Annotated in this window: 19 protein-coding genes; 9 read left to right on the top strand and 10 right to left on the bottom strand. The window is 60.0% G+C overall.

All coding sequences use genetic code 11. The annotated features are described in order from the left end of the window. Window positions 1-107: 107 nt before the first annotated feature. The gene (locus FEZ21_RS07710; RefSeq protein WP_003443517.1) at window positions 108-803 is read right to left on the bottom strand and encodes a CerR family C-terminal domain-containing protein; all 696 of its coding nucleotides are present in this window, start codon (window positions 801-803) and stop codon (window positions 108-110) included. A 284-nt stretch (window positions 804-1,087) separates the two neighbouring features. Here FEZ21_RS07710 and FEZ21_RS07705 point away from each other — a divergent pair, with 284 nt between their 5' ends. The 4 genes from FEZ21_RS07705 to FEZ21_RS07690 all read left to right on the top strand — a co-directional run bounded on the left by FEZ21_RS07705 (window position 1,088) and on the right by FEZ21_RS07690 (window position 7,058). Beyond that, window positions 1,088-2,599 carry a PLP-dependent aminotransferase family protein gene (locus tag FEZ21_RS07705; protein WP_010655589.1) on the top strand — a complete coding sequence of 504 codons (1,512 nt, stop codon included), beginning with the start codon at window positions 1,088-1,090 and terminating at the stop codon, window positions 2,597-2,599. A 274-nt stretch (window positions 2,600-2,873) separates the two neighbouring features. After that, complete coding sequence (locus FEZ21_RS07700) at window positions 2,874-4,169, top strand: carbohydrate porin (RefSeq protein WP_010655588.1); 1,296 nt, start codon at window positions 2,874-2,876, stop codon at window positions 4,167-4,169. A gap of 78 nt (window positions 4,170-4,247) precedes the next feature. Further along, the gene (locus FEZ21_RS07695) at window positions 4,248-5,708 is read left to right on the top strand and encodes an amidase (RefSeq protein WP_160626793.1); all 1,461 of its coding nucleotides are present in this window, start codon (window positions 4,248-4,250) and stop codon (window positions 5,706-5,708) included. 36 nt (window positions 5,709-5,744) lie between these two features. Continuing rightward, complete coding sequence (locus tag FEZ21_RS07690) at window positions 5,745-7,058, top strand: MFS transporter (protein WP_238839892.1); 1,314 nt, start codon at window positions 5,745-5,747, stop codon at window positions 7,056-7,058. A gap of 71 nt (window positions 7,059-7,129) precedes the next feature. Here the strand turns inward: FEZ21_RS07690 and cyoE are convergent, their stop codons facing one another. The 7 genes from cyoE to hmpA all read right to left on the bottom strand — a co-directional run bounded on the left by cyoE (window position 7,130) and on the right by hmpA (window position 14,626). After that, window positions 7,130-8,017 (bottom strand): heme o synthase, encoded by an 888-nt coding sequence (gene cyoE, locus FEZ21_RS07685; protein WP_003443531.1) that lies wholly within the window; start codon window positions 8,015-8,017, stop codon window positions 7,130-7,132. A gap of 11 nt (window positions 8,018-8,028) precedes the next feature. After that, entirely contained in the window at window positions 8,029-8,355 is a 327-nt protein-coding gene (gene cyoD / locus FEZ21_RS07680; RefSeq protein WP_003443534.1) for a cytochrome o ubiquinol oxidase subunit IV, read from the bottom strand. Continuing rightward, a complete protein-coding gene (locus FEZ21_RS07675) occupies window positions 8,355-8,978 on the bottom strand; it encodes a cytochrome o ubiquinol oxidase subunit III (RefSeq protein ID WP_003443536.1) in 624 nt (207 codons plus the stop codon). Before FEZ21_RS07675 ends, cyoD begins: the two co-directional genes overlap by 1 nt. Before the next feature lie 3 nt (window positions 8,979-8,981). After that, on the bottom strand, window positions 8,982-11,006 hold the full coding sequence (cyoB, locus tag FEZ21_RS07670; protein WP_003443538.1) for a cytochrome o ubiquinol oxidase subunit I: 2,025 nt from the start codon (window positions 11,004-11,006) through the stop codon (window positions 8,982-8,984). 3 nt (window positions 11,007-11,009) lie between these two features. After that, window positions 11,010-11,948, bottom strand: a complete 939-nt coding sequence (gene cyoA / locus FEZ21_RS07665) for a ubiquinol oxidase subunit II (RefSeq protein WP_003443541.1) — start codon at window positions 11,946-11,948, stop codon at window positions 11,010-11,012. A gap of 799 nt (window positions 11,949-12,747) precedes the next feature. After that, complete coding sequence (locus FEZ21_RS07655; protein WP_003443547.1) at window positions 12,748-13,257, bottom strand: disulfide bond formation protein B; 510 nt, start codon at window positions 13,255-13,257, stop codon at window positions 12,748-12,750. A gap of 196 nt (window positions 13,258-13,453) precedes the next feature. After that, window positions 13,454-14,626, bottom strand: a complete 1,173-nt coding sequence (gene hmpA, locus FEZ21_RS07650) for an NO-inducible flavohemoprotein (protein WP_003443551.1) — start codon at window positions 14,624-14,626, stop codon at window positions 13,454-13,456. 152 nt (window positions 14,627-14,778) lie between these two features. On the opposite strand from hmpA, the gene norR reads away from it, so the two are divergent. The 3 genes from norR to FEZ21_RS07635 all read left to right on the top strand — a co-directional run bounded on the left by norR (window position 14,779) and on the right by FEZ21_RS07635 (window position 17,795). Continuing rightward, complete coding sequence (norR, locus tag FEZ21_RS07645; RefSeq protein WP_010655586.1) at window positions 14,779-16,323, top strand: nitric oxide reductase transcriptional regulator NorR; 1,545 nt, start codon at window positions 14,779-14,781, stop codon at window positions 16,321-16,323. 93 nt (window positions 16,324-16,416) lie between these two features. Further along, a complete protein-coding gene (locus tag FEZ21_RS07640) occupies window positions 16,417-17,316 on the top strand; it encodes a chemotaxis protein CheV (protein WP_003443555.1) in 900 nt (299 codons plus the stop codon). Window positions 17,317-17,321: 5 nt separating this feature from the next. Then, window positions 17,322-17,795 carry a GNAT family N-acetyltransferase gene (locus tag FEZ21_RS07635; RefSeq protein WP_010655585.1) on the top strand — a complete coding sequence of 158 codons (474 nt, stop codon included), beginning with the start codon at window positions 17,322-17,324 and terminating at the stop codon, window positions 17,793-17,795. 9 nt (window positions 17,796-17,804) lie between these two features. On the opposite strand, the gene FEZ21_RS07630 is transcribed toward FEZ21_RS07635, so the two are convergent. Both FEZ21_RS07630 and FEZ21_RS07625 read right to left on the bottom strand, forming a co-directional pair. After that, on the bottom strand, window positions 17,805-18,050 hold the full coding sequence (locus FEZ21_RS07630; protein WP_029612219.1) for a hypothetical protein: 246 nt from the start codon (window positions 18,048-18,050) through the stop codon (window positions 17,805-17,807). An 85-nt stretch (window positions 18,051-18,135) separates the two neighbouring features. Further along, a complete protein-coding gene (locus tag FEZ21_RS07625; protein ID WP_003443561.1) occupies window positions 18,136-18,477 on the bottom strand; it encodes a hypothetical protein in 342 nt (113 codons plus the stop codon). A gap of 195 nt (window positions 18,478-18,672) precedes the next feature. Between FEZ21_RS07625 and FEZ21_RS07620 the strand changes: the two genes are divergently transcribed. Together FEZ21_RS07620 and FEZ21_RS07615 are read left to right on the top strand one after the other, a co-directional pair. Beyond that, window positions 18,673-19,827 carry an efflux RND transporter periplasmic adaptor subunit gene (locus FEZ21_RS07620; RefSeq protein WP_160626791.1) on the top strand — a complete coding sequence of 385 codons (1,155 nt, stop codon included), beginning with the start codon at window positions 18,673-18,675 and terminating at the stop codon, window positions 19,825-19,827. Continuing rightward, a complete protein-coding gene (locus FEZ21_RS07615; RefSeq protein WP_160626789.1) occupies window positions 19,824-22,919 on the top strand; it encodes a multidrug efflux RND transporter permease subunit in 3,096 nt (1,031 codons plus the stop codon). The genes FEZ21_RS07620 and FEZ21_RS07615 overlap by 4 nt, the downstream gene beginning before the upstream one ends. Window position 22,920: the final 1 nt, after the last annotated feature.

The raw sequence follows: 22,920 nt of genomic DNA, 5'->3' as shown, positions 1-22,920 counted from the left end.
AGCGAGCTTCTCAAGAAGACTGCATTCTTTTGCCAATCAATATCGGTTCGATAAAAGCTCGCTCCTGCAGAGGACGGCGCGGGCATACCCGTTTGTTTGCAGCGGTTTTATCGGGCCAGGCCGCGCAACAGGGCCACGGTCTGCTCGTGCACTATCTTCATCAACAGGGCGTAGCGCTTCGGCGTCAGCACATCCCAGTCCAGCGCCCTGAGCGAGCTGGCACGGGTCAGGTGGAATGGCAGCAACTGCCCGGTCAGGGTCATGGAGCGCAGGATGCACTCCTCCTGACTCGCCTGCGGCCCCATCAACCGCGAGATGATGCCACTGGTCACACCGATAATGCGCTGGCCAATGCGCTGGTTGATCACCTCTTCACCTGCATTCGGCCCCAACCCGGACTGCTCGCGCGCATAAAATTTGCGCCAGCTGCTGGTGCGGTTGGAAACCAGCATGAACTCGGCAATTCTGCTCTGGATCGAGCAGAAGGTTTCAATCAGCTGCTCAGTGTCGGGCCGGCCACCCAGTTGCGCCTGCGCCTCTTCGATGGTCGGCGCCAGGAAGTCCCAGATGTGCTCGACCATATGTTCGATGCAGGCGTTATAGACCCCTTCCTTGCTTTTGAAATAGTAATTGAGCGCAGGCGCATTGGCCCCTGCCAACTCGGCAATTTCCCGTGTCGATGCACCCTCGTAACCCTGCTCGCCGAACAGCTTCAACGCTGCTTCGATAATCCGCGCACTGGTTTCATCCCCACAGGGGTAACCGCCTTCGCTGGCTGATCGGCGCCGGTGAATGGTGCTCATGGGTTTCTCCTTGATCGATGAGGAGGCGAGTGTGCCTCAATTTATATCGATAGAAATAACTTTACCGATCGCAGTAATTATTCAACGGCTAACAATTCAGGCCACCATGACCGTACATCAGCCGGCTGACCGACCAACTCAACGGCATCACTCGCGCAAGCCGCTGAAAACCGTACCCGGTACCGCGCAGAGCAGGCCCGGGTGCAAACTGATCAAAGACTCCATAGCGCTGCAAAAGAGTCTTGGGTTAGGGTGGCGTTCCGCCGAATGATCCAGGGTTACCCATGCGCTCCAGCCAGCATGATTTGATGTGGCGCCAGCTGCTGCCCAAAGTGCGCAAGCATGATGAACCGCTGCAGGTTCAACTGTGCACCGCCTTTGTCACAGCCATGCTGGAGGGACGTTTGCCCGCCGGTACACGCCTGCCGTCGAGTCGGGATCTGGCGCTGCTGACCGGGGTTTCGCGCAACACCGCGGTGCTGGTGTATGAGCGACTGGTGGCCGAGGGGTATGTGGATTCACGCCCCCGCGACGGGTTCTTTGTTTGTGGGGCCATTACCCCGACGCAACAGGCCCGGGCCTCGCCCGCCCCGACAGCGCAGCCGCCGGACTGGTCTGCCCGCATGCACCGCGCCGGGCCTGAAATAGTGTGGGCCGATCGCCCGCCGATCTGGCGCGAAGTGCGCTACCCCTTCATCTACGGCCAGTTCGATCCCAAGCAGTTTCCGCTCTCGCAGTGGCGCCAGTGCAGCCGTCAGGCCCTGGAGGTCAAAGCGGTGGATCGCTGGTGGCAAGAAGGCGAGAACGTTGGTGAAAGCCAGTTGATCGACCAGTTGATTCGCCGCGTGTTGCCCCGCCGCGGAATCGCTGCGACCCACGATCAAGTGCTGCTGACCCTGGGCCGTCAGCAGAGCTTTTACTTGCTGGCGCGATTATTTGCCCGACCGGGCAGCGTCATCGGGGTTGAAGAACCCGGCTATCGCGATCCGCGCAATGCCTTTGCCCACGATGGCGCCCAGGTGCTGCCCTTGCCCGTCGACGAGCAGGGGCTGCAAATTTCCCCGGCCCTGGCACAGTGCGACTACCTGTACTGCACGCCGGCCTACCAGTGCCCCACCGGGGTGACCATGAGCCAGGCCCGGCGGCTGGCCCTGCTCGAACATGCGCAACGGCATGACCAGGTGCTGTTCGAGGACGATGACGACCCCGAAACCGAATATGACGGCCACGCCTTGCCGGCCCTCAAGGCCATCGACCCGGCGCAGCGGGTGATCTATCTCAGCAGTTTGTCCAAACTGCTGTCACCGGGGCTGGGCATCGGCTACATCGTGGCACCCGCCCCCGTCATCGAGCAGTTGCGTCAGTTGCAACGCCTGATGATTCGGCAAATCCCCGGCAACAATCAGATCACCGCAGCGCTGTTTATTCAGCAAGGCCACTACGACCGCCTGTTGCAGCAGGCCCGGGAGAACCTGCAGCTGCGCGCCCTCGCGGTAACCCGGGCACTGCGTGAAGCATTGCCCGACGCCGAGTTCGCCATGCCCAGTGGCGGCGCTACCCTGTGGCTGAAACTGGCGGGCCGGCATGACCTGCTGAGCCTGTACTACGCAGGCGTGGCCAAAGGCGTGCTGTTTGATCCGGGCAATGCGTTCTGCCTTGATCCCGACACCCTGACCCGGCCGAGCATTCGCCTGGGATTTGGCTCCATTGCCCAGGAGTTGATTGCGCCCGGGATCCAGCTATTGGGCCAGGTCATCAACAGCCACGCCCGGCGCCCCGGGGTTGTGCGCTCCTGAGGGACTTGCACCACAACAACACTTTCCACAGCGCTGATCGCTGACGAGGCACAAGGCTGCGACGGGTTACGCAGCGACCCTGAAATTTTGCCGGGCCTGCGGCCCTTATCGCAGGCTCGTGCCTGGTCAGCGACTACAGATTTTGCCTTGGCTGCTGGTCTCATCGATACTCACTGTTGGCCCCATCCGCTGGTTGTGAAAATGCAGTACTAATGCTGACCACCACACACCTGGCGTCGTCCTGAAAACATTTTAAGGATGGGAACCTCACACTATGTGCTCCAAGTCTTCGTTAGCCGTCTGCGTTGCCGCGACAGCCTTTGCTCATCACGCGCTGGCCGCTGACACTCCAGCAGCGCCAGCGTGCGCGCAATACGAAAAAACCCTGACCCGCGCCGAACTGTCATTCAAGAACGTACCGGTTTGTGCACGCATCAACCCCGAACTGTGGGGGCTGCGCAAGGAACTGGCCGAGCACGGCATCGGCTTCACCGCCACCTCGTACAACGGCTACACCTATGACGTGCTGGGCCACAATGGAAAACCCCAGGTTTACAACGGCCAGAACCCCAGCTACAACACCTCGGTCAATCTGTACCTGACCTACGACCTGACCCGCATCGGTTTTGCCAACGATGCCCAGCTGACGCTGTCGGGCAACTGGGTGGACTCGACTTACACCCCGGCCAACCCGCGGGTCAAAACCATGTCGGTGTTTGCCATCAACCAGTCCTTTTTCGACCACCAGCTGGAGCTGGAATACGGCTTTATCCCCGGTGTGCGGTTGTTCTACGGCATGGCCCTGGGTGGCAGTGCGTCCACCGCCGCTCTGGGGCCCAGCAGTGTGGTGCCGTTCCAGGTCGGAATGTCCGCCACCGAGCCGACGCCCACCTTCAACGTCATCGTCCGCGACCCGTCGCTGCACTTTTACAACAGTACCGCCGTGACCCGCAGCGTCAGCCCCGAAGGCATTCAAAAAGACATCGATCTCAACCCCAGCGGCTTTCGCCTGAGTGTGCAGGATGCCCGCGCCCTGTTCATCAACGAGGCCGGCTACAAACAGGCCGCCTCCCCGACCACCAACGGCATGTGGCTGCGGGCCGGAGCGATGTACAACAGCAGTGAGTACACCGAGTTTTTGAGCACCAGGAAGTCGGACAACAACTACGGGGTGTATCTGGCCGAAACGGTGCAGGTCAGCAAGCCCTACGGCGATGCACGGGGCTGGTACCTGGACAGCAAAATCGATTACTCCCCCGACTCGGTCAACGCTATCAACAAGGCATTCCAGATCAGCGCCTTCAACATCGGCCCGTTCGCCAGCCGCCCCGCCGACATGGCCGCCGTGGGCCTGACCAAAAGTTACTACAGCGACGATTTACGCAAAGCCACCCGGGCCTACGGCCAGGAAAGCGCACCCTATACCCTGGCCGTGACCGCCTCCTATGCCGCCCGGCTGATCCCCGGGGTGTACTTGATCAGCGGCCTGACCTACACCAAAAACCCGGTATTTACCCCGATTCATTCCGATGCCCTGTTGTGGCAGGAATCGCTGAACTTCCTGTTTTAAGACCCGGACCGCAGCCCATAGCAGCCTGATTTCGCCCCGTCACCTGCAGGGCGAAATCCTTTCGCGAGGCCAGAAAACATGAGCACTGAAGTGAATCAATTATCCGCCGCTGACTACTTGTCGCTGGACGCCACGGCCATGGCCGAAGCGGTCCGCTGCGGCGAACTCTCGGGCCAGGCACTGCTCCATGGGGCGCAAGCCCGCTGCGATGCAGTCAACCCGCAGATCAACGCCGTGAACATGCGCCATGACGACCATGCTGCGACGATCCTGCAGGCACGCCGTGCCACCGGTACAGAACGCTCGGGGCTTCTGGCCGGGGTGCCGATGCTGCTCAAGGATCTGAACACCCACCTGCGGGGCACCGTGACCAGCAATGGCTCGCGGCTACTGGCAGACGCGCCGCCTGCCACCTTTGACAGCACCATCGTCCAGCGCTATCAGGACGCAGGCATGCTGATTTTCGGCAAAACCGCCAGCCCCGAATTTGGCCTGAGCACCACCACCGAGTCGTCGCTGTGGGGCCAGACCCGTAACCCGTGGAACCTGGCCCACAGTGCCGGTGGCTCGTCGGGAGGGGCGGCAGCGGCCGTGGCGGCAGGCATAGTGCCGGTGGCCCACGCCACCGACGGCGGCGGTTCGATCCGCATCCCGGCGTCCTATTGCGGGGTGTTTGGCCTCAAGCCCACCCGCTACCGCAACCCCCAGGGGCCACAGGCCTTTGAAGGCTGGTTCGGTGCCAGTTGCGGGCATGTGGTGTCACGCAGCGTGCGCGATTCGGCGCTGTTGCTGGATGCCAGCCACGGTCACGAATATGGCAGCCCGTACTGGCTGGCACCGCAGACCGGGAGTTTCAGCGAAGCCGTGGGGCGAGCCCCCGGTTCGTTGCGCATTGGCGTGGTTGATCAGGCCATGACCGGCATTGAACTGGCCCCCGATATCCGCTCGATTCTGCACAGTACTGTTGAATTGCTGTTGAGCCTCGGACACCGGGTTACGCCTTTGACGCTGCCGATTGATGCACAACAGCTATACAGCGCCCACGGGACTGTCGGTGCGGCAACCCTGCTGGCCGCCGTACGTGATCGCGAAGCGGTGCTGGGCCGCAGCTTTCACCCCCATGAGCTGGAGCGTATCAGTCGTCATTTACTGACGGACGCCACCGCCCTCAGCGCTGAAAGCCTGTACCGTGCGCGACGCGCCTTTGAACTGATCGGCAGTGGCATGGAGCATGTATTCAACGACTACGATCTGTTGCTCAGCCCGGTCACCAGCAGTGTCACCCCCGAGCTGGGGCTCGCCAGCCTGGACCAGGACTATGGGGATTATATTCAGGGTGTCGTCGCCAGCATCGGCTACACCGTGCTGGCCAATGTCAGTGGCCAGCCTTCGATGTCGGTGCCGCTGGGCACCAGCCCTGAGGGCTTGCCCGTGGGCATGATGTTTACCGCTGGCCTGTGCCGCGAAGACCTGTTGCTGCAACTGGCCGGGCAACTCGAACTGGCCAGCCCCTGGGCCGCTCGGCGCCCGCAGCTGTAACACCCTCAACCATCAACACTGCCGCACAGGATTGAAATGATGAACACCCAGGTCAGCGGATTTCGCCGTCATTACACCTTGTTTGTGCTGTTCCTGATTTCGGCTGTCAGCCTGATTGATCGCCAGGTCATGGGCGTGGTGATTGAACCGGTCAAGGCCGAGTTTCAGGTTTCCGACACCCAGATCGGTCTGCTCACCGGCCTGGCTTTTGCGTTGATCTACTGTGTGTTTGCGATCCCCCTGGGACGCTACGCCGACCGTGGCAACCGACGCAATCTGATTGGCTGGTGCTGTGCTTTCTGGAGCGTCATGGCCGTGCTCTGCGGGTTTTCCGGGAACTTCCTGAGCCTGGCACTGGCCCGCATCGGTGTCGCTGTAGGCGAGTCCGGTAGCGGTGCCGCGTCGATGTCGATGATCGTGGATCTGTATCCACCGCAGCAGCGATCCAAGGCCATCAGCGTGTTCATGCTCGGTGCTCCCATCGGCGCCCTGCTGGGCATGAGCCTGGGAGCCTGGATCGCGTATTACCACGGCTGGCGCGAAGCGTTTATCTGGATGGCCGTTCCGGGGATCATTGCCGCCGTGCTGCTGCGCTTTACGGCGACCGAGCCGTTGCGCGGACTCTGGGAAAAAGCCAGCCAGTCACGCCCCGACTTACCCCATGAAAGCCTGATGCAGGTGATGCGAGCCGCCTGGCAGTGCACAACCTTTGTCCGGATTGCCATGGCCGGAGCCCTGCTGGCCTTTGCCAGTTACGCCTTCAGCATCTGGAGCACTGCCTTTCTGGTGCGCAGCCACGGCCTGAGCCTCAAGGACGCCGGGATCATCATGGGCCTCGCTGCCGGGCCGGGGGCCATTATCGGTTCACTTTCCAGCGGTTGGCTGAGCGCAGGCCTGGCCCGGCATGACAGCCGCTGGCAACTGGGTGTGCCCATTGTCGGGGCGTTGATCGCCTGCCCGATGGCCATTGCGTTTGCCCTTTACCCGGCGGGCAATCCCTGGTCGCTGGGGGCGCTGCAAGTACCGCAAGCCGCTGTCTTCATGTTCGGCATGTCAGTGTTCGGCATGTGGTGGATGGCACCGAGCTACACCGCCATCGCCCAGTTGGTCGCCCCTGAGCGCCGGGCGACCATGATTGCCCTGTATAACTTCGGGATCATGGCCCTGGGTGCAGGTTTCGGACCCTTGGCGGTGGGGGTGCTGAGCGACCATCTGACGCCCGCCCTGGGGGTGGATGCGCTGCGCTGGTCGCTGGTGATCTGTGCCAGCAGCTACCTGCTGGCCAGCGGGTTGCTGCTGAGCGTGCTGCGGCCTTATGCCGATAATGCGGCAACCCGGTTAAACCCCTGAGCCACAGGAATCGGCGGCAAAAAAAAGCCCCGCTCTTCTTTCGAAGGCGGGGCTTTTTTGATCTGGCTAACTCAGTGCGCGTAAGTCAGTAACAACTCAGCAGGCACTTTGAAGTCCAGGGACATCATGACGCTCAGGGCGGTAATGGTGAAGATCGAGAACACGAACAGCTTGCGTGCCCAGACCTTGTCGTCGACCGCCTTGTAACCGGTCCACGCCATGTACAGCCAGTACATGCCCATCGCAGCTGCCACGGCCATGTAGCTCATGCCGGCGTAACCGCCAAGGGTGAGCATCAGGGTCGCGATCAGGAACGCGAGGATGTAGAGCAGGATGTGCTTCTTGGCAACCTTGATCCCGCGCTTCACTGGCAACACCGGAATCGATGCGGCCAGGTAATCGTTGAAGCGGAAGATCGCGATGGCGTAGGAATGCGGCATCTGCCACAGGCTGAACATCACCAGCAAGGTCAGCGCGGCCATGTCGAAGTTATTGCTGACTGCGACGTAGCCGATAACCGGCGGCATTGCACCCGACAGACTGCCTATGAGCGTGCCGTGAACCGACTTGCGCTTGAAGTACAGGCTGTACAGACCGACGTAGATCACGAAGCCGATCGCGGCGAACAATGCCGCCAGCGGGTTAGCCACGCGATACAGCAGTACCAGGCCGGCAACCCCCAGCAAGGTGGCGTAGATCAATGCCACCTTGAGGGAGATCAAACCTTGTACCAGTACCCGGTTCTTGGTGCGGTCCATCTTGATGTCGATGTCGCGGTCGATGCAGTTGTTGAACACGCAACCGGACGCAACCACCAGGGAGGTGCCGATTACCGCGGCCAGGAAGAGGGCAAGATCGAAATGCCCCTTCGAGGCCAGGAAAAACCCGCCTGCCACAGAAAGCACGTTACCGAAAATGATCCCCGGTTTGGTGATTTGGATAAAGTGCTTGAAGGACATCGGGTTTTACCTCACTTCGCCATCATTTCGGTGTGGATACTGAACATGATCCACAGGGACAAGCCCACCAGCAGAACGATAACCATCGCGGCAAATACCAGCGCCGTGACGTTGTTGCGTTGTGCCGCCGAGCGGTCCAGGTGCAGGAAGTACACCAGGTGAACAACTACTTGCACCACGGCGAACAACAGCACGATCGCCAGGGTGGTCATTTTCGGCAGGCTTGGGTACATCACCAGGCCGAACGGAATGACAGTCAGGATTACAGACAGGATGAAGCCAATTGCGTAGGACTTCACGCTGCCGTGGTTGGCGCCGTCGGAATGTGCGTTAGCCATTACAAAGTCCCCATCAGGTAAACAACGGTGAATACGCAGATCCAGACCACGTCCAGGAAGTGCCAGAACAGGCTCAGGCAGCTCAGACGGGTCTTGTTGGTCGACGTCAGGCCATTTTTCTGCACCTGATACATCATGATCGCCATCCAGATCAGACCGCTGGTCACGTGCAGACCGTGGGTACCGACCAGGGTGAAGAACCCGGACAGGAAGCCTGAACGGCTAGGGCCGTAGCCTTCGGAGATCAACAAATGGAATTCGTTGATTTCCATGGCGATAAAGCCGGCGCCCAGCAGGAACGTCATGGCCAGCCAGAACAATACCTGCTGTTTCTTGCCCTTGAACAACGCCAGCATGGCGAAGCCGTAGGTGATCGAGCTGAACAGCAACAGGGCGGTTTCACCCAGTACGTAAGGCAGCTCGAAGATGTCGTGGCCCGACGGGCCACCCGCTACGTTGTTAACCAGAACTGCATATACCGCGAAGATCGACGCGAACAAAATGCAGTCGGTCATCAGGTAGAGCCAGAAACCGAATACGGTAGTCTCGCCCGCGTCGTGGTGTTCCTCGTGCTCATGGTCGTGACCATGAGCGTGTCCAGCAGTGGTCGCTAAGTTCGACATGGTTTAAGCCTGTTCCAACTTGGTTTCAACACGGGTAGCCGGGATTGCTTTGGCGGCTACCAGACGCTTGTGCTGCTCGGCCTCGATACGCTCGATGGTCTCAACCGGCACCATATAGCCCTGGTCGTCACGGGCAGCGTGGGCAACGAAGACCACGACAGTGCCAACCAGACCAACGATGGCCAGCCACCAGATGTGCCAGATCATTGCGAAACCGAACACGGTCAGCAAAGCACCCATGTACACACCGGTAGCGGTGTTGTTAGGCATGTGGATCGGCGAGTACTTGGCCGGAGCCTGGTAAGCAGTGCCGTTTTCCTTGGCTTCGGTGAACGCATCAATGGTGTCAACGCGTGGCACGACAGCAAAGTTGTAGAAAGGAGGTGGCGACGAAGTCGACCATTCCAGGGTGTGGCCATTCCATGGATCGCCGTGTTCGCAGGCGTTCTGTGGCAGCTTGCGGTCACGCACGCTGACGTACAGCTGGATCAGCTGGCAAGCGATACCGATAGCGATCAGTACAGCGCCGAACAGAGCCACGTACAGGTAAGGCACCCACTCAGGGTTGGTGCTGGCGTTCAGACGACGGGTCATGCCCATGAAGCCCAGTGCATAGAGCGGCATGAACGCGACGAAGAAGCCCGAGATCCAGAACCAGAATGCTGCCTTGCCCCAGGATTCGTTCAACTTGAAGCCGAACGCTTTAGGGAAGTAGAAGCTGAAGCCTGCGATGTAGCCGAATACTGCGCCGCCGATGATCACGTTATGGAAGTGAGCAATTACGAACAGGCTGTTGTGCAGTACGAAGTCAGCACCCGGAATGGCCAGCAGTACGCCGGTCATGCCGCCGATGGCGAAGGTCACCATGAAGCCCAGGGTCCACAGAACCTGGCTGGTGAAACGCAGACGACCTTGATAGATGGTGAACAGCCAGTTGAATAGCTTCACCCCCGTCGGGATCGAAATCAGCATCGTCGCCAGGCCGAAGAAGGCGTTGACGCTGGCCCCCGAACCCATGGTGAAGAAGTGGTGCAGCCAGACCATGAAGCCCAGGATCGAGATCGCGCCGCTGGCGTAGACCATCGAGTGGTGACCGAACAGACGCTTGCCGGTGAAGGTCGAGATGACTTCAGAGAAGATCCCGAATGCCGGCAGAATGAGGATGTATACCTCAGGGTGACCCCACGCCCAGAACAGGTTGACGTACATCATCGGATTGCCACCAAGTTCACTGGTGAAAATGTGGAAATCCATGTAACGGTCAAGTGTCAGCAGTGCCAGGGTAGCGGTCAGGATCGGGAACGAAGCCACGATCAGGACGTTGGCCCAGGTGCAGGTCCAGGTGAAGATCGGCATGTCCATCAGCTTCATGCCAGGAGCACGCATTTTCAGCACGGTCGCCAGGAAGTTAACCCCGGTTAACGTCGTACCTAGCCCCGATAGCTGTAGCGCCCAGATGTAGTAGTCCATCCCCACGCCAGGGCTGTACTGCAGGCCCGACAGTGGCGGATAGGCAACCCAACCGGTTTTGGCGAACTCGCCGACGCCCAGCGACAGGTTGACCAGCACAACGCCGGACACCAGCAGCCAGAAGCTCAGGGAGTTAAGGAACGGATAGGCCACGTCACGCGCGCCGATCTGCAGCGGCACTGCAAGGTTCATCAGGCCGGTGAAGAATGGCATCGCCATGAAGATGATCATGATCACACCGTGAGCGGTGAAGATCTGGTCATAGTGTTCAGGCGGCAGGTAGCCAGGCGAACCCTCGGTGGCCATGGCCAGCTGGGTACGCATCATGATGGCGTCGGCAAAGCCGCGCAGAAGCATGATCATGGCGACGATGATGTACATCACGCCGATTTTCTTGTGGTCGACTGACGTTAGCCATTCGGTCCACAGGTAGGTCCACTTCTTGAAATAGGTGATTGCTGCAAACAGTGCCAGACCACCGAGCGCGATCATGGCAATAGTGACCATGACAATCGGCTCGTGGAACGGGACCGCTTCCCAACTTAATTTACCAAACATCGTTTACTCCTCTGCCCCGGCAGCTGAATTCGAACTCGTGTCCAACCCATCGGTCCCGGCCACTTCTTTCTTCTCGTGTTTCACCGGCTTGCCTGGATTCATACCTTCGTACTTGTCGACGATTTTCTGAAACAGGTTCGGGGTGAACGAGGAGTAGAGCTCAACGGGGTTGTTCTGACTTGGCTTGGACAGAGCTTCGTATTCAGCTTGTTCAAGCTGTTTAGGTGATGCTTTGACTTCACTTACCCAGGCATCAAAGTCAGCCTGAGAAGTCGCGATCGCTTTGAATTTCATGCCCGTGAAACCAGCGCCGCTGTAGTTGGCAGAAATGCCCTCCAGCTCAGCGTTGTGGTTGGCAATCAAGTGCAGCTTGGTGGTCATACCGGCCATGGCGTAGATCTGACCGCCCAGGCCTGGAATGAAGAACGAGTTCATGACCGTGTCGGAAGTGACGCGGAAGTTAACCGGAGTGTTAGCCGGGAACACGATCTTGTTGACAGTGGCGATACCCTGTTCCGGGTAGATGAACAGCCACTTCCAGTCCATTGCCACCACTTCGATGGTAATCGGCTTGACGTCAGATTCGAGCGGACGATATGGATCCAGCGCGTGGGTCGACTTGTAGGTCAGGATGCCCAGGGCGATGATGATCAGGATAGGTACAGTCCAGATCACGACTTCGATCTTGGTGGAGTGAGACCATTTTGGTGCGTAGGTCGCCTTGGTGTTCGACGCACGGTATTTCCAGGCGAAGATAAAAGTCATCGCAATGACCGGAACCACGACCAGAAGCATCAGCAGTGTTGCGGTGATGATCAGATTTTTCTCTTCGATCCCGACCTGCCCCACCGGATTGAGCAATGTCCAATTGCAACCTCCCAGCAGCAACGTGCCGAAAAGTGGCAATAAGCCAAGGAGTCTGGGGTACCTTTTTTTAGTCATCTCACGACCTCTAAAACAGCTTGCACAATGCAGTTGGTTTTTTTCGCCAACACTTCGCCCTGCCAAGGGTTGGCTCTTTTCCGGAATTGCATGTCGCCCTGCTCTATCACCATCAGGCAGATAGGCAAATTCCGGGTTAGCAGTGGTTTCTTATTCGATACGTGGTCAATGGCCTTGTTACAGACCAATTCCATTTGGTGCGGAACTTAGAAGGGTTGCCAGTACCTGGGAGTCGCATGGGACGCCTGTCATGAACTGCCCAGTCGCCCTTCAACTTCCCGCTTGGGCTCAGGGACGAGCAGGCTGGACGTTCAGTGCGGGCGATTGTAGTTAGGTAGCTCCCTATAAACCATGTCTCATCCAGAAATAATTCTTCTCGGCTACGGTAACAATCCCTACTTATTGTTACGCTGCGAGCCGGAAAACCCCCTTTGCGGCGGCATGTAGCACGTCATTGCCACAGTCGATACGCGCCCCTTTTTAGCGCATGCCCCCATGACTGCCAACCCGCCTGAACGCCCAAATAAAAAGGGCTACAGGCGATTTTCATGGAGCCACCAAGGGACCTTTTCAAGCCCCCCCGCGCTCAGAAAATCGACGGTTGCCAGTTGTACCCGGCGCAGGGTTTTTTCAGCGCTGAATCAGTTCCGGCCACAGGCTGCGACCACTTATCCGTGACAATATGTCGCAGTGTCGCACCCCCTGTTTGCGGGGCTTCATCACAGGCTGTTGACATTTGAGCGGCGACAAAAAACGCCCCGCACTTCAAGACCGAAGTACGGGGCGGCGCAGGTTTAATTCAAACGGCCTTGTTGCGATTGCGATAAATCCCCAGGGGTACCAGAACCGCGGTCAGCACAAAGGCCACCAGCGCCCATTGCGCCAGGGACAGGCCCAGCACCGGCGGGTATGGCGTGGAGCAGAACCCGTCGACCTGAAAGCCCAGCGGGAAAATGCTCGCCAGGGGCAGGCCATCGACGATCGGTTGCAGCACATCAAGCCCGCAGCTCACCGCCGGGTTGGCCAGGATAAAGACGTGGCGTGCAGCAGCGACGATTCCGCCAATGGCACTGAGCACCACCAGCACTTCAAACACCGTCATGCTGCGCCGGGTGGGCATCGCCGCGCCAATAAAGGCAAAGATCGCGATCAGCAGCAACGCATAGCGTTGCAGGATGCACAGTGGGCAAGGGGCCTCACCGAGCACGATTTGCATGTACAGCGCGCCGCCGATCAGTGCCAGGCAGATCAGCCCCAACAAGACCAGAAAGCGCTTTTCCGGGCCCAATCGCATCATGTCTTCCGTCATCCCGCTTCCCTTAGCCTGAGTGTGTAAAACCCGCAGTTTACACCCAGACCTGCGGCCTGGAGGTATCTGAACGGAGCGGCGACGGTGGCGCAGGCAGATTAATCCAGTGTTAAGCCCCTGCCCGCCCTGCCACCCTGCAGGAGCGAGCTGTTTCAAGAGCAAATGCTCGCTCCCGCAGATTTTCGCGTTTCCAGGGTTATTGCAGGTCAGCTGCCGGGCCAAAGAACTCGTAGCGGCTTTGGCTCTGGGGCACGCCCAAGGCCTTGAGCTGACGCTTGACCGCGCCCATGAAACCTTTAGGCCCCAGGAAGTAGGCATCCACGTCGCGATCGGCAGGCAACCACTGGGCCAGCACGTCTTCGGTCAACAGGCCGACATGATCCGCCGCAGCATGCTGCTCGGCGTAACAGTAGAAGCGCTGCAACTGCGGGTGCTGCGCTGCCAGCTCGTCGACCCAGGTACGGAATGCATGCACATCGGCATTGCGCGCGCAGTGGATAAAGTGGATCGGGCGCCGGGTGGCCAGCGCGGCTTCCAGCATCGGCAGGGTCGGGGTAATACCCACGCCGCCACTGATCAATACCAACGGTTTTTCGCTGTGGGTCAGGGTGAACTCGCCTGCCGGCGGGAACAGTTCCAGGGTGTCACCGACTTGCAGCCGGTCATGCAGGAAGTTCGAGACCACACCACCGGCCTCGCGTTTGACGCTGATGCGATAGCGTCCGACCCGGGCCAGGGCCGACAGTGAGTAGTTGCGACGCACTTCCTCACCATCGATGATCAGCTTGAGGCCTATGTACTGGCCGGGAGCGCAATCCAGAATCGCCTGTTGATCCACCGGACGGAAGTAGAACGAGGTGATTTCCGAGCTCTCTTCAACCCGGGACACCAGCTTGAACTCACGCCCGCCTCTCCAGCCGCCGGGCGCAGCAGCCTTTTCGTCGTAAATTGCAGCCTCGGCGCCGATCAGGATATCGGCCAGCTGGTTGTAGGCTGCGCCCCAGGCCGCCAGAACCTGGGCAGTAGCAATGTCGCTGCCCAGCACTTCTTCGATGGCCCGCAGCAGGCAGCTGCCGACGATCGGGTAATGCTCGGGGAGGATTTGCAGAGCAACATGCTTGTTGATGATGCGGGCCACCAGATCGCCCAGCTGGTCTAGCTGATCGATGTGCCGTGCATACATCAAAACCCCGGTGGCCAGCGCCCGCGGCTGGTCACCACTGGCCTGGTTGGCCTGATTGAACATCGAGCGGACTTCGGGATGTTCCGCGAGCATCATGCGGTAGAAGTGGGTGATCAAGGCCTCACCGCCGCTTTCGAGCAATGGCACGGTGGATTTGACGATGGCACGGTCCTGGGCAGTAAGCATAGGGTGACTCCTGAGTACATAGACTTGACTATTACCCTTTACTTATCAGTATTCGTGCCAAGTATAAAAACCTTTAAAATCAATAAGATAAAAACATTATTGTCATTTTGACTCACCCTGATTTAGAGTCATATCGACTAGATGAGGTCAAAATGACTGCAAAACCCCTACTCACTGCCCTGCTGCCGCTGGTGGCCGACCTGTCCCGGGATCTGCCAGACAGCGAACGCTTTCGCCGCCTGCTGCAAGCGCTGCGCGCCGTGTTGCCCTGCGACGCTGCGGCCCTGTTGCGGCTGGACGGCGAATGGCTGGTGCCGCTGGCCGTTGACGGCTTGAGTCTCGACACCCTGGGCCGACGTTTCCGAATCAGTGAACACCCGCGCTTTGAAGCGCTGCTCAGCAGTCCGGGGCCAACGCGCTTTCCCGGCAACTGCGAGCTGCCCGACCCCTATGACGGCCTGGTCGACGGACTGGCCGAGCACCTCGAAGTGCACGACTGCATGGGCTGCCCGCTGTTTGTCGAAGAGCGGCCGTGGGGGTTGCTGACCCTCGATGCACTTGATCCCAAACGCTTCGAACCCATCGATCTGGACGACCTGCAAGCCTTTGCCAGCCTGGCCGCCGCCACGGTCAACGTGGCCCGGCGTATCGAGCGTCTGGCGTTACGGGTTGAAGACGAGCAGCAAAAAGCCGAGCTCTATCGACAGGCCCACGGCACCCCGAATAAAGAACTGATAGGGCAAAGCAAAGCCCACAAACACCTGCTCGAAGAAATCGCTCTGGTGGGCGGCAGCGATCTGACCGTGCTGATCACCGGTGAAACCGGGGTCGGCAAGGAGCTGGTGGCCCAGGCGATTCACGCCGCTTCGCCCCGGGCTGAAAAACCGCTGATCAGCCTCAATTGCGCCGCCCTGCCCGACACCCTGGTGGAGAGCGAGCTGTTCGGCCATGTGCGTGGTGCCTTTACCGGCGCAACCCATGATCGACGGGGCAAGTTCGAGCTGGCCAATGGTGGCACCCTGTTTCTGGATGAGGTGGGCGAGCTGTCCCTGACGGTGCAGGCCAAGCTGCTGCGGGTGCTGCAAAGCGGACAGTTGCAGCGCCTGGGCTCGGATCAGGAGCATCAGGTTGATGTGCGGCTGATCGCAGCCACCAACCGTGATCTTGCAGAAGAAGTGCGTGCCGGCCGTTACCGCGCCGACTTTTATCATCGCCTGAGCGTTTACCCGCTCAAGGTCCCCGCCCTGCGTGAGCGCGGCCGTGATGTGCTGCTGTTAAGCGGTTTTTTTCTGGAGCAGAACCGTTCACGTATGGGTCTTGGCAGCTTGCGTCTGAGCGCGGACGCCCAGGCCGCCCTGCTGCATTACGACTGGCCGGGCAACGTGCGCGAACTGGAGCACCTGATTGGTCGCAGCGCGCTCAAGGCCCTGGGCCGCTGCCATCCGCGGCCACGGATCCTGACATTGACCGCGGCCGATCTGCAGTTGCCCACAACCACTGTTGCCCCGGCAATGGCCAAGCCTGAGGCCGTACCGGACGCCGTGGGTGACTTGCGCCTGGCCACCGAAAATTATCAGCGCCAGCTCATCAGTGCCTGCCTTGAACGCCATCAACATAACTGGGCCAGTGCGGCCCGGGAGCTGGGGCTGGACCGGGCCAACCTCGGGCGGATGGCCAGGCGGCTGGGGTTGAAATAAACGTAGTCGCTGACGAGGAACGGGGCTGCGGCGATTACAGAATTCCGGTTCCAGGTCGATAACCCTGTATCACTGCCCCTCCAGAAGGTTTTTATGTCATCGAACAACGCTCGCGCAGATTCACTTTCGCTTCTGCTGTTCACTTTGCGCAGCGGCAAGCTGATGGCAATCAATCTGCTGAAGGTCAGTGAAATCATTCCCTGCCCGGCGCTGACCAAAATGCCCGAGTCGCACCCCCACGTGAAAGGGGTGGCGGTATTGCGCGGCGCATCCCTGGCGGTGATCGACCTCAGTCGCGCCATCGGCGAACAACCGCTGCTTGATCCTGACGGCGGCTGCCTGATCGTCACCGACGTCAGTCGCTCCAAACAGGGGCTTCACGTACAGGCGGTAAGCAAAATCGTGCACTGCCTGAGCACCGACATTCGCCCACCACCCTACGGTTCGGGCAAGCGCTCTTATATCACCGGGGTGACCCAGGTCGACGGGGCGCTGGTGCAGGTGCTGGATATCGAAAAAGTGATTCATGGCATCGCCCCCGCCCGGATCGAAGACCTCCCCGAGGCCCTCAGCCGCGAAGACAGCAAACTGCTGGCCGGGGCCCGGATTCTGGTGGTGGATGACAGTCAGGTCGCGCTGCAACAGTCGGTGATTACTTTGCGCAACCTGGGGCTGCATTGCCACACGGCCCGCAGCGCCAAGGAGGCCATCGAGCGACTTCTGGAGCTGCAGGGAACGCCGGAGCAAATCAATGTGCTGGTGTCAGACATCGAAATGTCCGAGATGGATGGCTATGCCTTCACCCGCACCGTGCGCGAAACCCCGGACTTTGCTCATCTTTATGTGCTGCTGCACACCTCGCTGAACAGTGCCATGAACAGCGAAAAAGCACGCCTGGCCGGAGCCAACGCAGTGCTGACCAAGTTCTCGTCGCCGGAGCTGACCCAGTGCCTGATCAAGGCCGCGCGCACGGTTGCCGAGCAGGGTTACTGAATTCAATGAGCGAGTATTGCCTGCTGTTGCGCAAAGACCTGAACCAGCCGCCGGAGCCTGTACAGTGGCCCCGGGGAGTAACTCTGGTGACGCTCAACGAAGCGCTGCTGCAACCCGTCCATGACTTGCTGGTTCAGGGCTACGGACAGGGCGAGGGCAGTGTCCCGTCGCTGCAAGAGTGGCAAGACTGCCTGCAGCATGACGCCGAATACGATGCGCAACTGTGCTTTGTGGTGCTGCTCGAAGGCGAGGTGGTGGCAGTTGCCCAGGCCTGGACCAGCGCCTACCTCAAGGATTTGGTGGTGCATCCCCGGCAGCAGGGCCGAGGATTGGGCGGCACGCTATTGCGCCATGTGTTTGCAGTGTTCCGGCAACGCAATGAAGCCTGGGTTGACCTTAAAGTCATGGAGCACAATCAACGGGCCTTGCGCCTGTACCACAAACACGGCATGCGCCAGGTTCAACGGCTGGCACTGTAGAACCTGAAATCAGCGCTTGCCCATGGTGCGACGGGTACCGTGGGGCGGAGCGCCCGGGGTTTTATCGTGACCGCCCAGACCGCTTTTCTGGTAGTAGGCCTGACCTTCGGCCTTGGCCTTGGCAAACTCCGAAGGCTTGAACGGAAAGGTGAAGGCTGGAATGACCGGTTTTTTCGGGGTGTCGAGGCCGGTTTCGCTGTCAACCTGCTCAGTGCCCACGGCATCAGGAGCGGTCGTTGGTGTAGGAGTAGTCATGAAAGCTCCGTAATACGGGGGAAATGATCAGGCCGGGTGGCGCAAGACCGCGCAGTATACCTGCCTGACCTTCCCCGCGGAGCAATCAGCGGTAGGAAATAGTCACCACGCCTTTTTTCCCCGACGACAGGTTTGCGCCGGGGTTTGGCGGATTTTTCAGCTCGGTGAAAGACATGGAATACAGAGGCTCGCTGCCACGGCCTTTGCGCAAGGCCATATTCATGGCGATGACCACACCCGGCGCGACTTCAATCAGTTGGCCGGACTCGCCGTAGTCCACATTACTGGCCAGTCCCAGCTCGTAGGCCGGCTCGACAATAGCGCCATGGAACTGAATCTGGCCACTGCCGATCAGGGTCTGAGCCTGAGTCGGCTGACAAAGGAGGAAAATCGAGCAAGCTGCAAAACCCAACGCCAGGTTTTTCATAATGACCGCCCCTTGAATGGGAACGCGTAAGTGCTCCCTTTAAAGAACTATCGACGCCGGGGCGGTTTACTTGACCACCAGAACACTATTTTTATCTGCCTGTCGGTAATGTCAGTTTGCGGTCACTTTATTGACCCGGTTGACCGGCTATAACCTTAGCGTCCCCTAATTCCACGTACACGGCGTTTACCCGGCATGCGCACTCAAACAAAAAAAATCCTGCTGGGCATGCTTATGGTAGCCCTGATTGGTTGCGGCGCCTGGTGGGCGACTCGCCCGACCCCCGTTAAATCGACCGCCGGTGTGGCGGTTCCGGTCCGGGTGGTTCAGGTGGCCCGGCAAGATGTGCCGCACTATGTCAGCGGCATAGGCGCTGTGCTGTCGCTGCACAGTGTGATGATTCGTCCGCAAATCGACGGCATCCTCACCCAACTGCTGGTCAAGGAAGGCCAGACCGTCAAGGCCGGTGACCTGCTGGCAACCCTGGATGACCGCTCGATCCAGGCCAGCCTCGATCAGGCCAAGGCCCAATTGGGGCAAAACCAGGCCCAGCTGCAAGTCGCCCTGATCGACCTCAAACGCTATCAGTTGCTGAGTGTCGACAACGGCGTGTCCAAACAAACCCTCGACCAGCAACAGGCCCTGGTCAATCAGCTCAAAGCCACCGCACAAGGTAATCAGGCTTCGATTGCAGCGGCGCAGGTGCAATTGTCGTACACCCGGATTCACTCGCCGGTAAGCGGCAGAGTAGGGATTCGCGCTGTCGACCCGGGCAATTTCCTGCGGGTCAGTGATACCCAGGGGCTGTTTTCCGTCACCCAGATCGATCCGATTGCCGTGGAGTTCTCACTCCCCCAGCAGCTCCTGCCCACTTTGCATAAGTTGCTCGGCGCCAAAGACCCGGCCCTGGTCAAAGCCTTCATTGGCGACTCCAGCCACAGCGGCACGGCACTGGGCGAAGGCCGGCTGAGCCTGATCGACAATCAGGTGTCGGCCAGCACCGGTACGATCAAGGTCAAAGCCCGGTTCGACAACCCCGAGCACAACCTGTGGCCCGGCCAGTTGGTGAATGTCGAGATTCAGACCGGTGTTTCGCAAAATGCACTGGTGGTACCGCCCCAGGTGGTGCAGCGCGGCCTGGATAATTATTTTGTGTATCGCATCGTGGGCGACAAGGTCGAAACCGTGCCGGTACAGATGCTGTATCAGGACAGCGGACTCAACATCATCAGCGGCGTCAACCCGGGGGACACCCTGGTCAGCGATGGCCAGTCGCGTCTCAAACCGGGATCACGGGTTGAAGTCTTGAGCGAGCCAGCGCTGACCAGCGCCCAACCGGTGCAACCATGAATAACGGTCGTTCACTGTCAGCCTGGTGTGTCGATCACCCGATCGCCACGGTGTTGCTGACCTTTGCCCTGGTGCTGCTGGGGCTGATCGCCTTCCCGCGGCTGCCCGTCGCCCCCTTGCCCGAAGCGGAGTTCCCGACCATTCAAGTGTCGGCGCAACTGCCCGGCGCCAGCCCCGACACCATGGCATCGTCGGTGGCCACACCGCTGGAGGTGCAATTCAGCGCCATCCCCGGCATGACCCAAATGACCTCCAGCAGCGCGTTGGGCTCCACTACCCTGACCTTGCAGTTCACCCTCGATAAAAGCATCGATACCGCCGCCCAGGAGGTACAGGCGGCAATCAATACCGCGTCCGGCAAATTGCCCAAAGACATGCCCACCCTGCCGACCTGGAGGAAGGTCAACCCGGCGGACAGCCCGGTATTGATTCTGAGCATCAGCTCGATGCAGATGCCCGGCACCGAACTCAGCGATTACGTCGAAACCCTGCTGGCACGCCAGATCAGCCAGATCGACGGTGTAGGCCTGATCAACATCACCGGCCAGCAACGTCCGGCGATCCGGGTCCAGGCCTCAGCCGACAAGCTGGCGGCCATCGGCCTGACCCTGGCCGATATCCGCCTGGCGATTCAGCAAACCAGCCTCAACCTGGCCAAAGGTGCGCTGTACGGCCCCTCGAGCATTTCCACCCTGTCGACCAACGACCAGTTGTTCGATGCCGACGAGTACGGCCAGCTGATCGTCTCGTACAAGGACGGCGCCCCGGTGCAGTTGCGCGACGTGGCGCGGGTGATCAACGGCTCCGAGAACGACTACGTGCAGGCATGGTCCGGGCATCAGCCGGGGTTGAACCTGGTGATCTCGCGCCAGCCGGGGGCCAACATTGTTGAAACGGTGGACCGCATCCAGGCCGCCCTCCCCGCCCTGCAGGCCATGCTCCCGGCTTCGGTGCAAGTCACGGTCCTCAGCGACCGGACCAAAACCATTCGGGCCTCGCTGCACGAAGTGGAAATTACCCTGCTGATTGCGGTGCTGCTGGTGATCGCAGTGATGGCGCTGTTTTTGCGCCAGTGGTCGGCAACCCTGATCGTTTCGGCGGTACTGGGGGTGTCGCTGATTGCCAGTTTTGCCCTGATGTATGTGCTCGGCTTCAGCCTCAACAACCTGACGCTGGTGGCGATTGTGGTGGCCGTGGGGTTTGTGGTCGACGATGCGATTGTGGTGGTGGAGAACATCCACCGTCATCTCGAGGCGGGCCAGAGCATGCGCGATGCGGCGATCAAGGGCTCCAGCGAGATTGGCTTCACCGTGGTCTCGATCAGCCTGTCGCTGGTGGCCGCCTTTATTCCGCTGCTGTTCATGGGCGGAGTGGTGGGTCGGCTGTTCAAGGAGTTCGCCCTGACCGCGACCTCGACCATTTTGATTTCGGTGCTGGTATCCCTGACCCTGGCGCCCACCCTGGCGGCGCTGTTCATGCGCTCGCCAGTGCACCACGCCGATGCCCGCCCCGGTTTTGGTGAACGCCTGCTGGCGCTGTATGACAAGGGCCTGAAGCGGGCACTGGCCCACCAACGGCTGATGCTGGGGGTTTTCACGGTGACGCTGGCGATGGCCATTGCCGGCTACGTACTGATCCCCAAGGGCTTCTTCCCGGTGCAAGACACAGGTTTCGTGCTGGGTACCAGCGAAGCGGCGTCGGATATTTCATTTGCCGACATGCGCAAAAAACATCTGCAACTGGCCAACATCATCAGTGCCGACCCGGCGGTGCAGGCGTTCTCCCATTCGGTGGGGGTGACCGGCAGCAACCAGACTATCGCCAACGGTCGCTTCTGGATTGCCCTCAAGGACCGCAGCGACCGCGATGTGTCGGCCAGTGAATTTATCGACCGGATTCGCCCGCAGCTGGCCAAAGTCCCGGGCATCGTCCTGTACCTGCGCGCCGGCCAGGACATCAACCTCAGCTCGGGCCCCAGCCGCAGCCAGTATCAGTACGTGCTCAAGAGCAATGACGGGCCAACGCTCAATACCTGGACCCAGCGTCTGACCGAAAAACTGCGCACCAATCCGGCATTCCGCGACCTGTCCAACGATCTGCAACTGGGCGGCAGCATCACCCATATCAGCATCGACCGGAACGCCGCCGCCCGCTTCGGCCTGACTGCCACCGATGTCGACGAAGCCCTGTATGACGCCTTTGGTCAGCGTCAGGTCAATGAGTTCCAGACCGAGACCAACCAGTACAACGTGATTCTGGAGGTCGACGCGCAGCAGCGTGGCAAGGCCGAAAGCCTGAATTATTTCTACCTGCGCTCGCCGCTGACGGGCGAGATGGTGCCGCTGTCGGCCGTGGCCAAAGTCGATGCGCCAGTCAGTGGTCCGCTGTCGATCAGCCATGACGGCATGTTCCCGGCGGCCAACCTGTCATTCAACCTTGCCCCCGGCGTAGCCCTGGGCGATGCCGTACTGATGCTCAATCAGGCGAAAAATGAAATCGGCATGCCAAGCACCATCAGCGGCAACTTCCAGGGCGCGGCGCAAGCCTTCCAGAGCTCGCTGGCCAGCCAGCCGTGGCTGATTCTGGCGGCGCTGGTGGCGGTCTACATCATTCTCGGGGTGCTGTACGAAAGCTTCGTGCATCCGCTGACGATCATTTCCACCCTGCCCTCCGCAGGCCTGGGGGCGCTGGTGATGCTATGGATCTGCGGCCAGGACTTTTCGATCATGGCGCTGATCGGGCTGGTACTGCTGATCGGCATCGTCAAGAAAAACGGCATCCTGATGATCGACTTCGCCCTCGACGCACAACGCACTCGCGGGCTAAGCCCGGAAGAAGCGATCTATGAAGCCTGCCTGACGCGGTTCCGGCCGATCATCATGACCACCCTCGCCGCCTTGCTCGGCGCCCTGCCGCTGATGCTCGGCTATGGCACCGGTGCCGAACTGCGCCAGCCGCTGGGGATCGCCGTGGTCGGCGGGTTGCTGGTGAGCCAGGCGCTGACGCTGTTCACCACGCCGGTCATATACTTGTGGCTGGAACGACTGTTCCAGCGTTCCAAACCCGTCAGCTTGCTGGCGACGAATCACTGAG

The organism is Pseudomonas sp. 9.1(2019) (assembly GCF_009910445.1).
Lineage (GTDB): Bacteria > Pseudomonadota > Gammaproteobacteria > Pseudomonadales > Pseudomonadaceae > Aquipseudomonas > Aquipseudomonas paraversuta.
The sequence above is the reverse complement of the archived record's forward strand: the minus strand, read 5'-3'. Positions and strand labels throughout refer to the sequence as shown.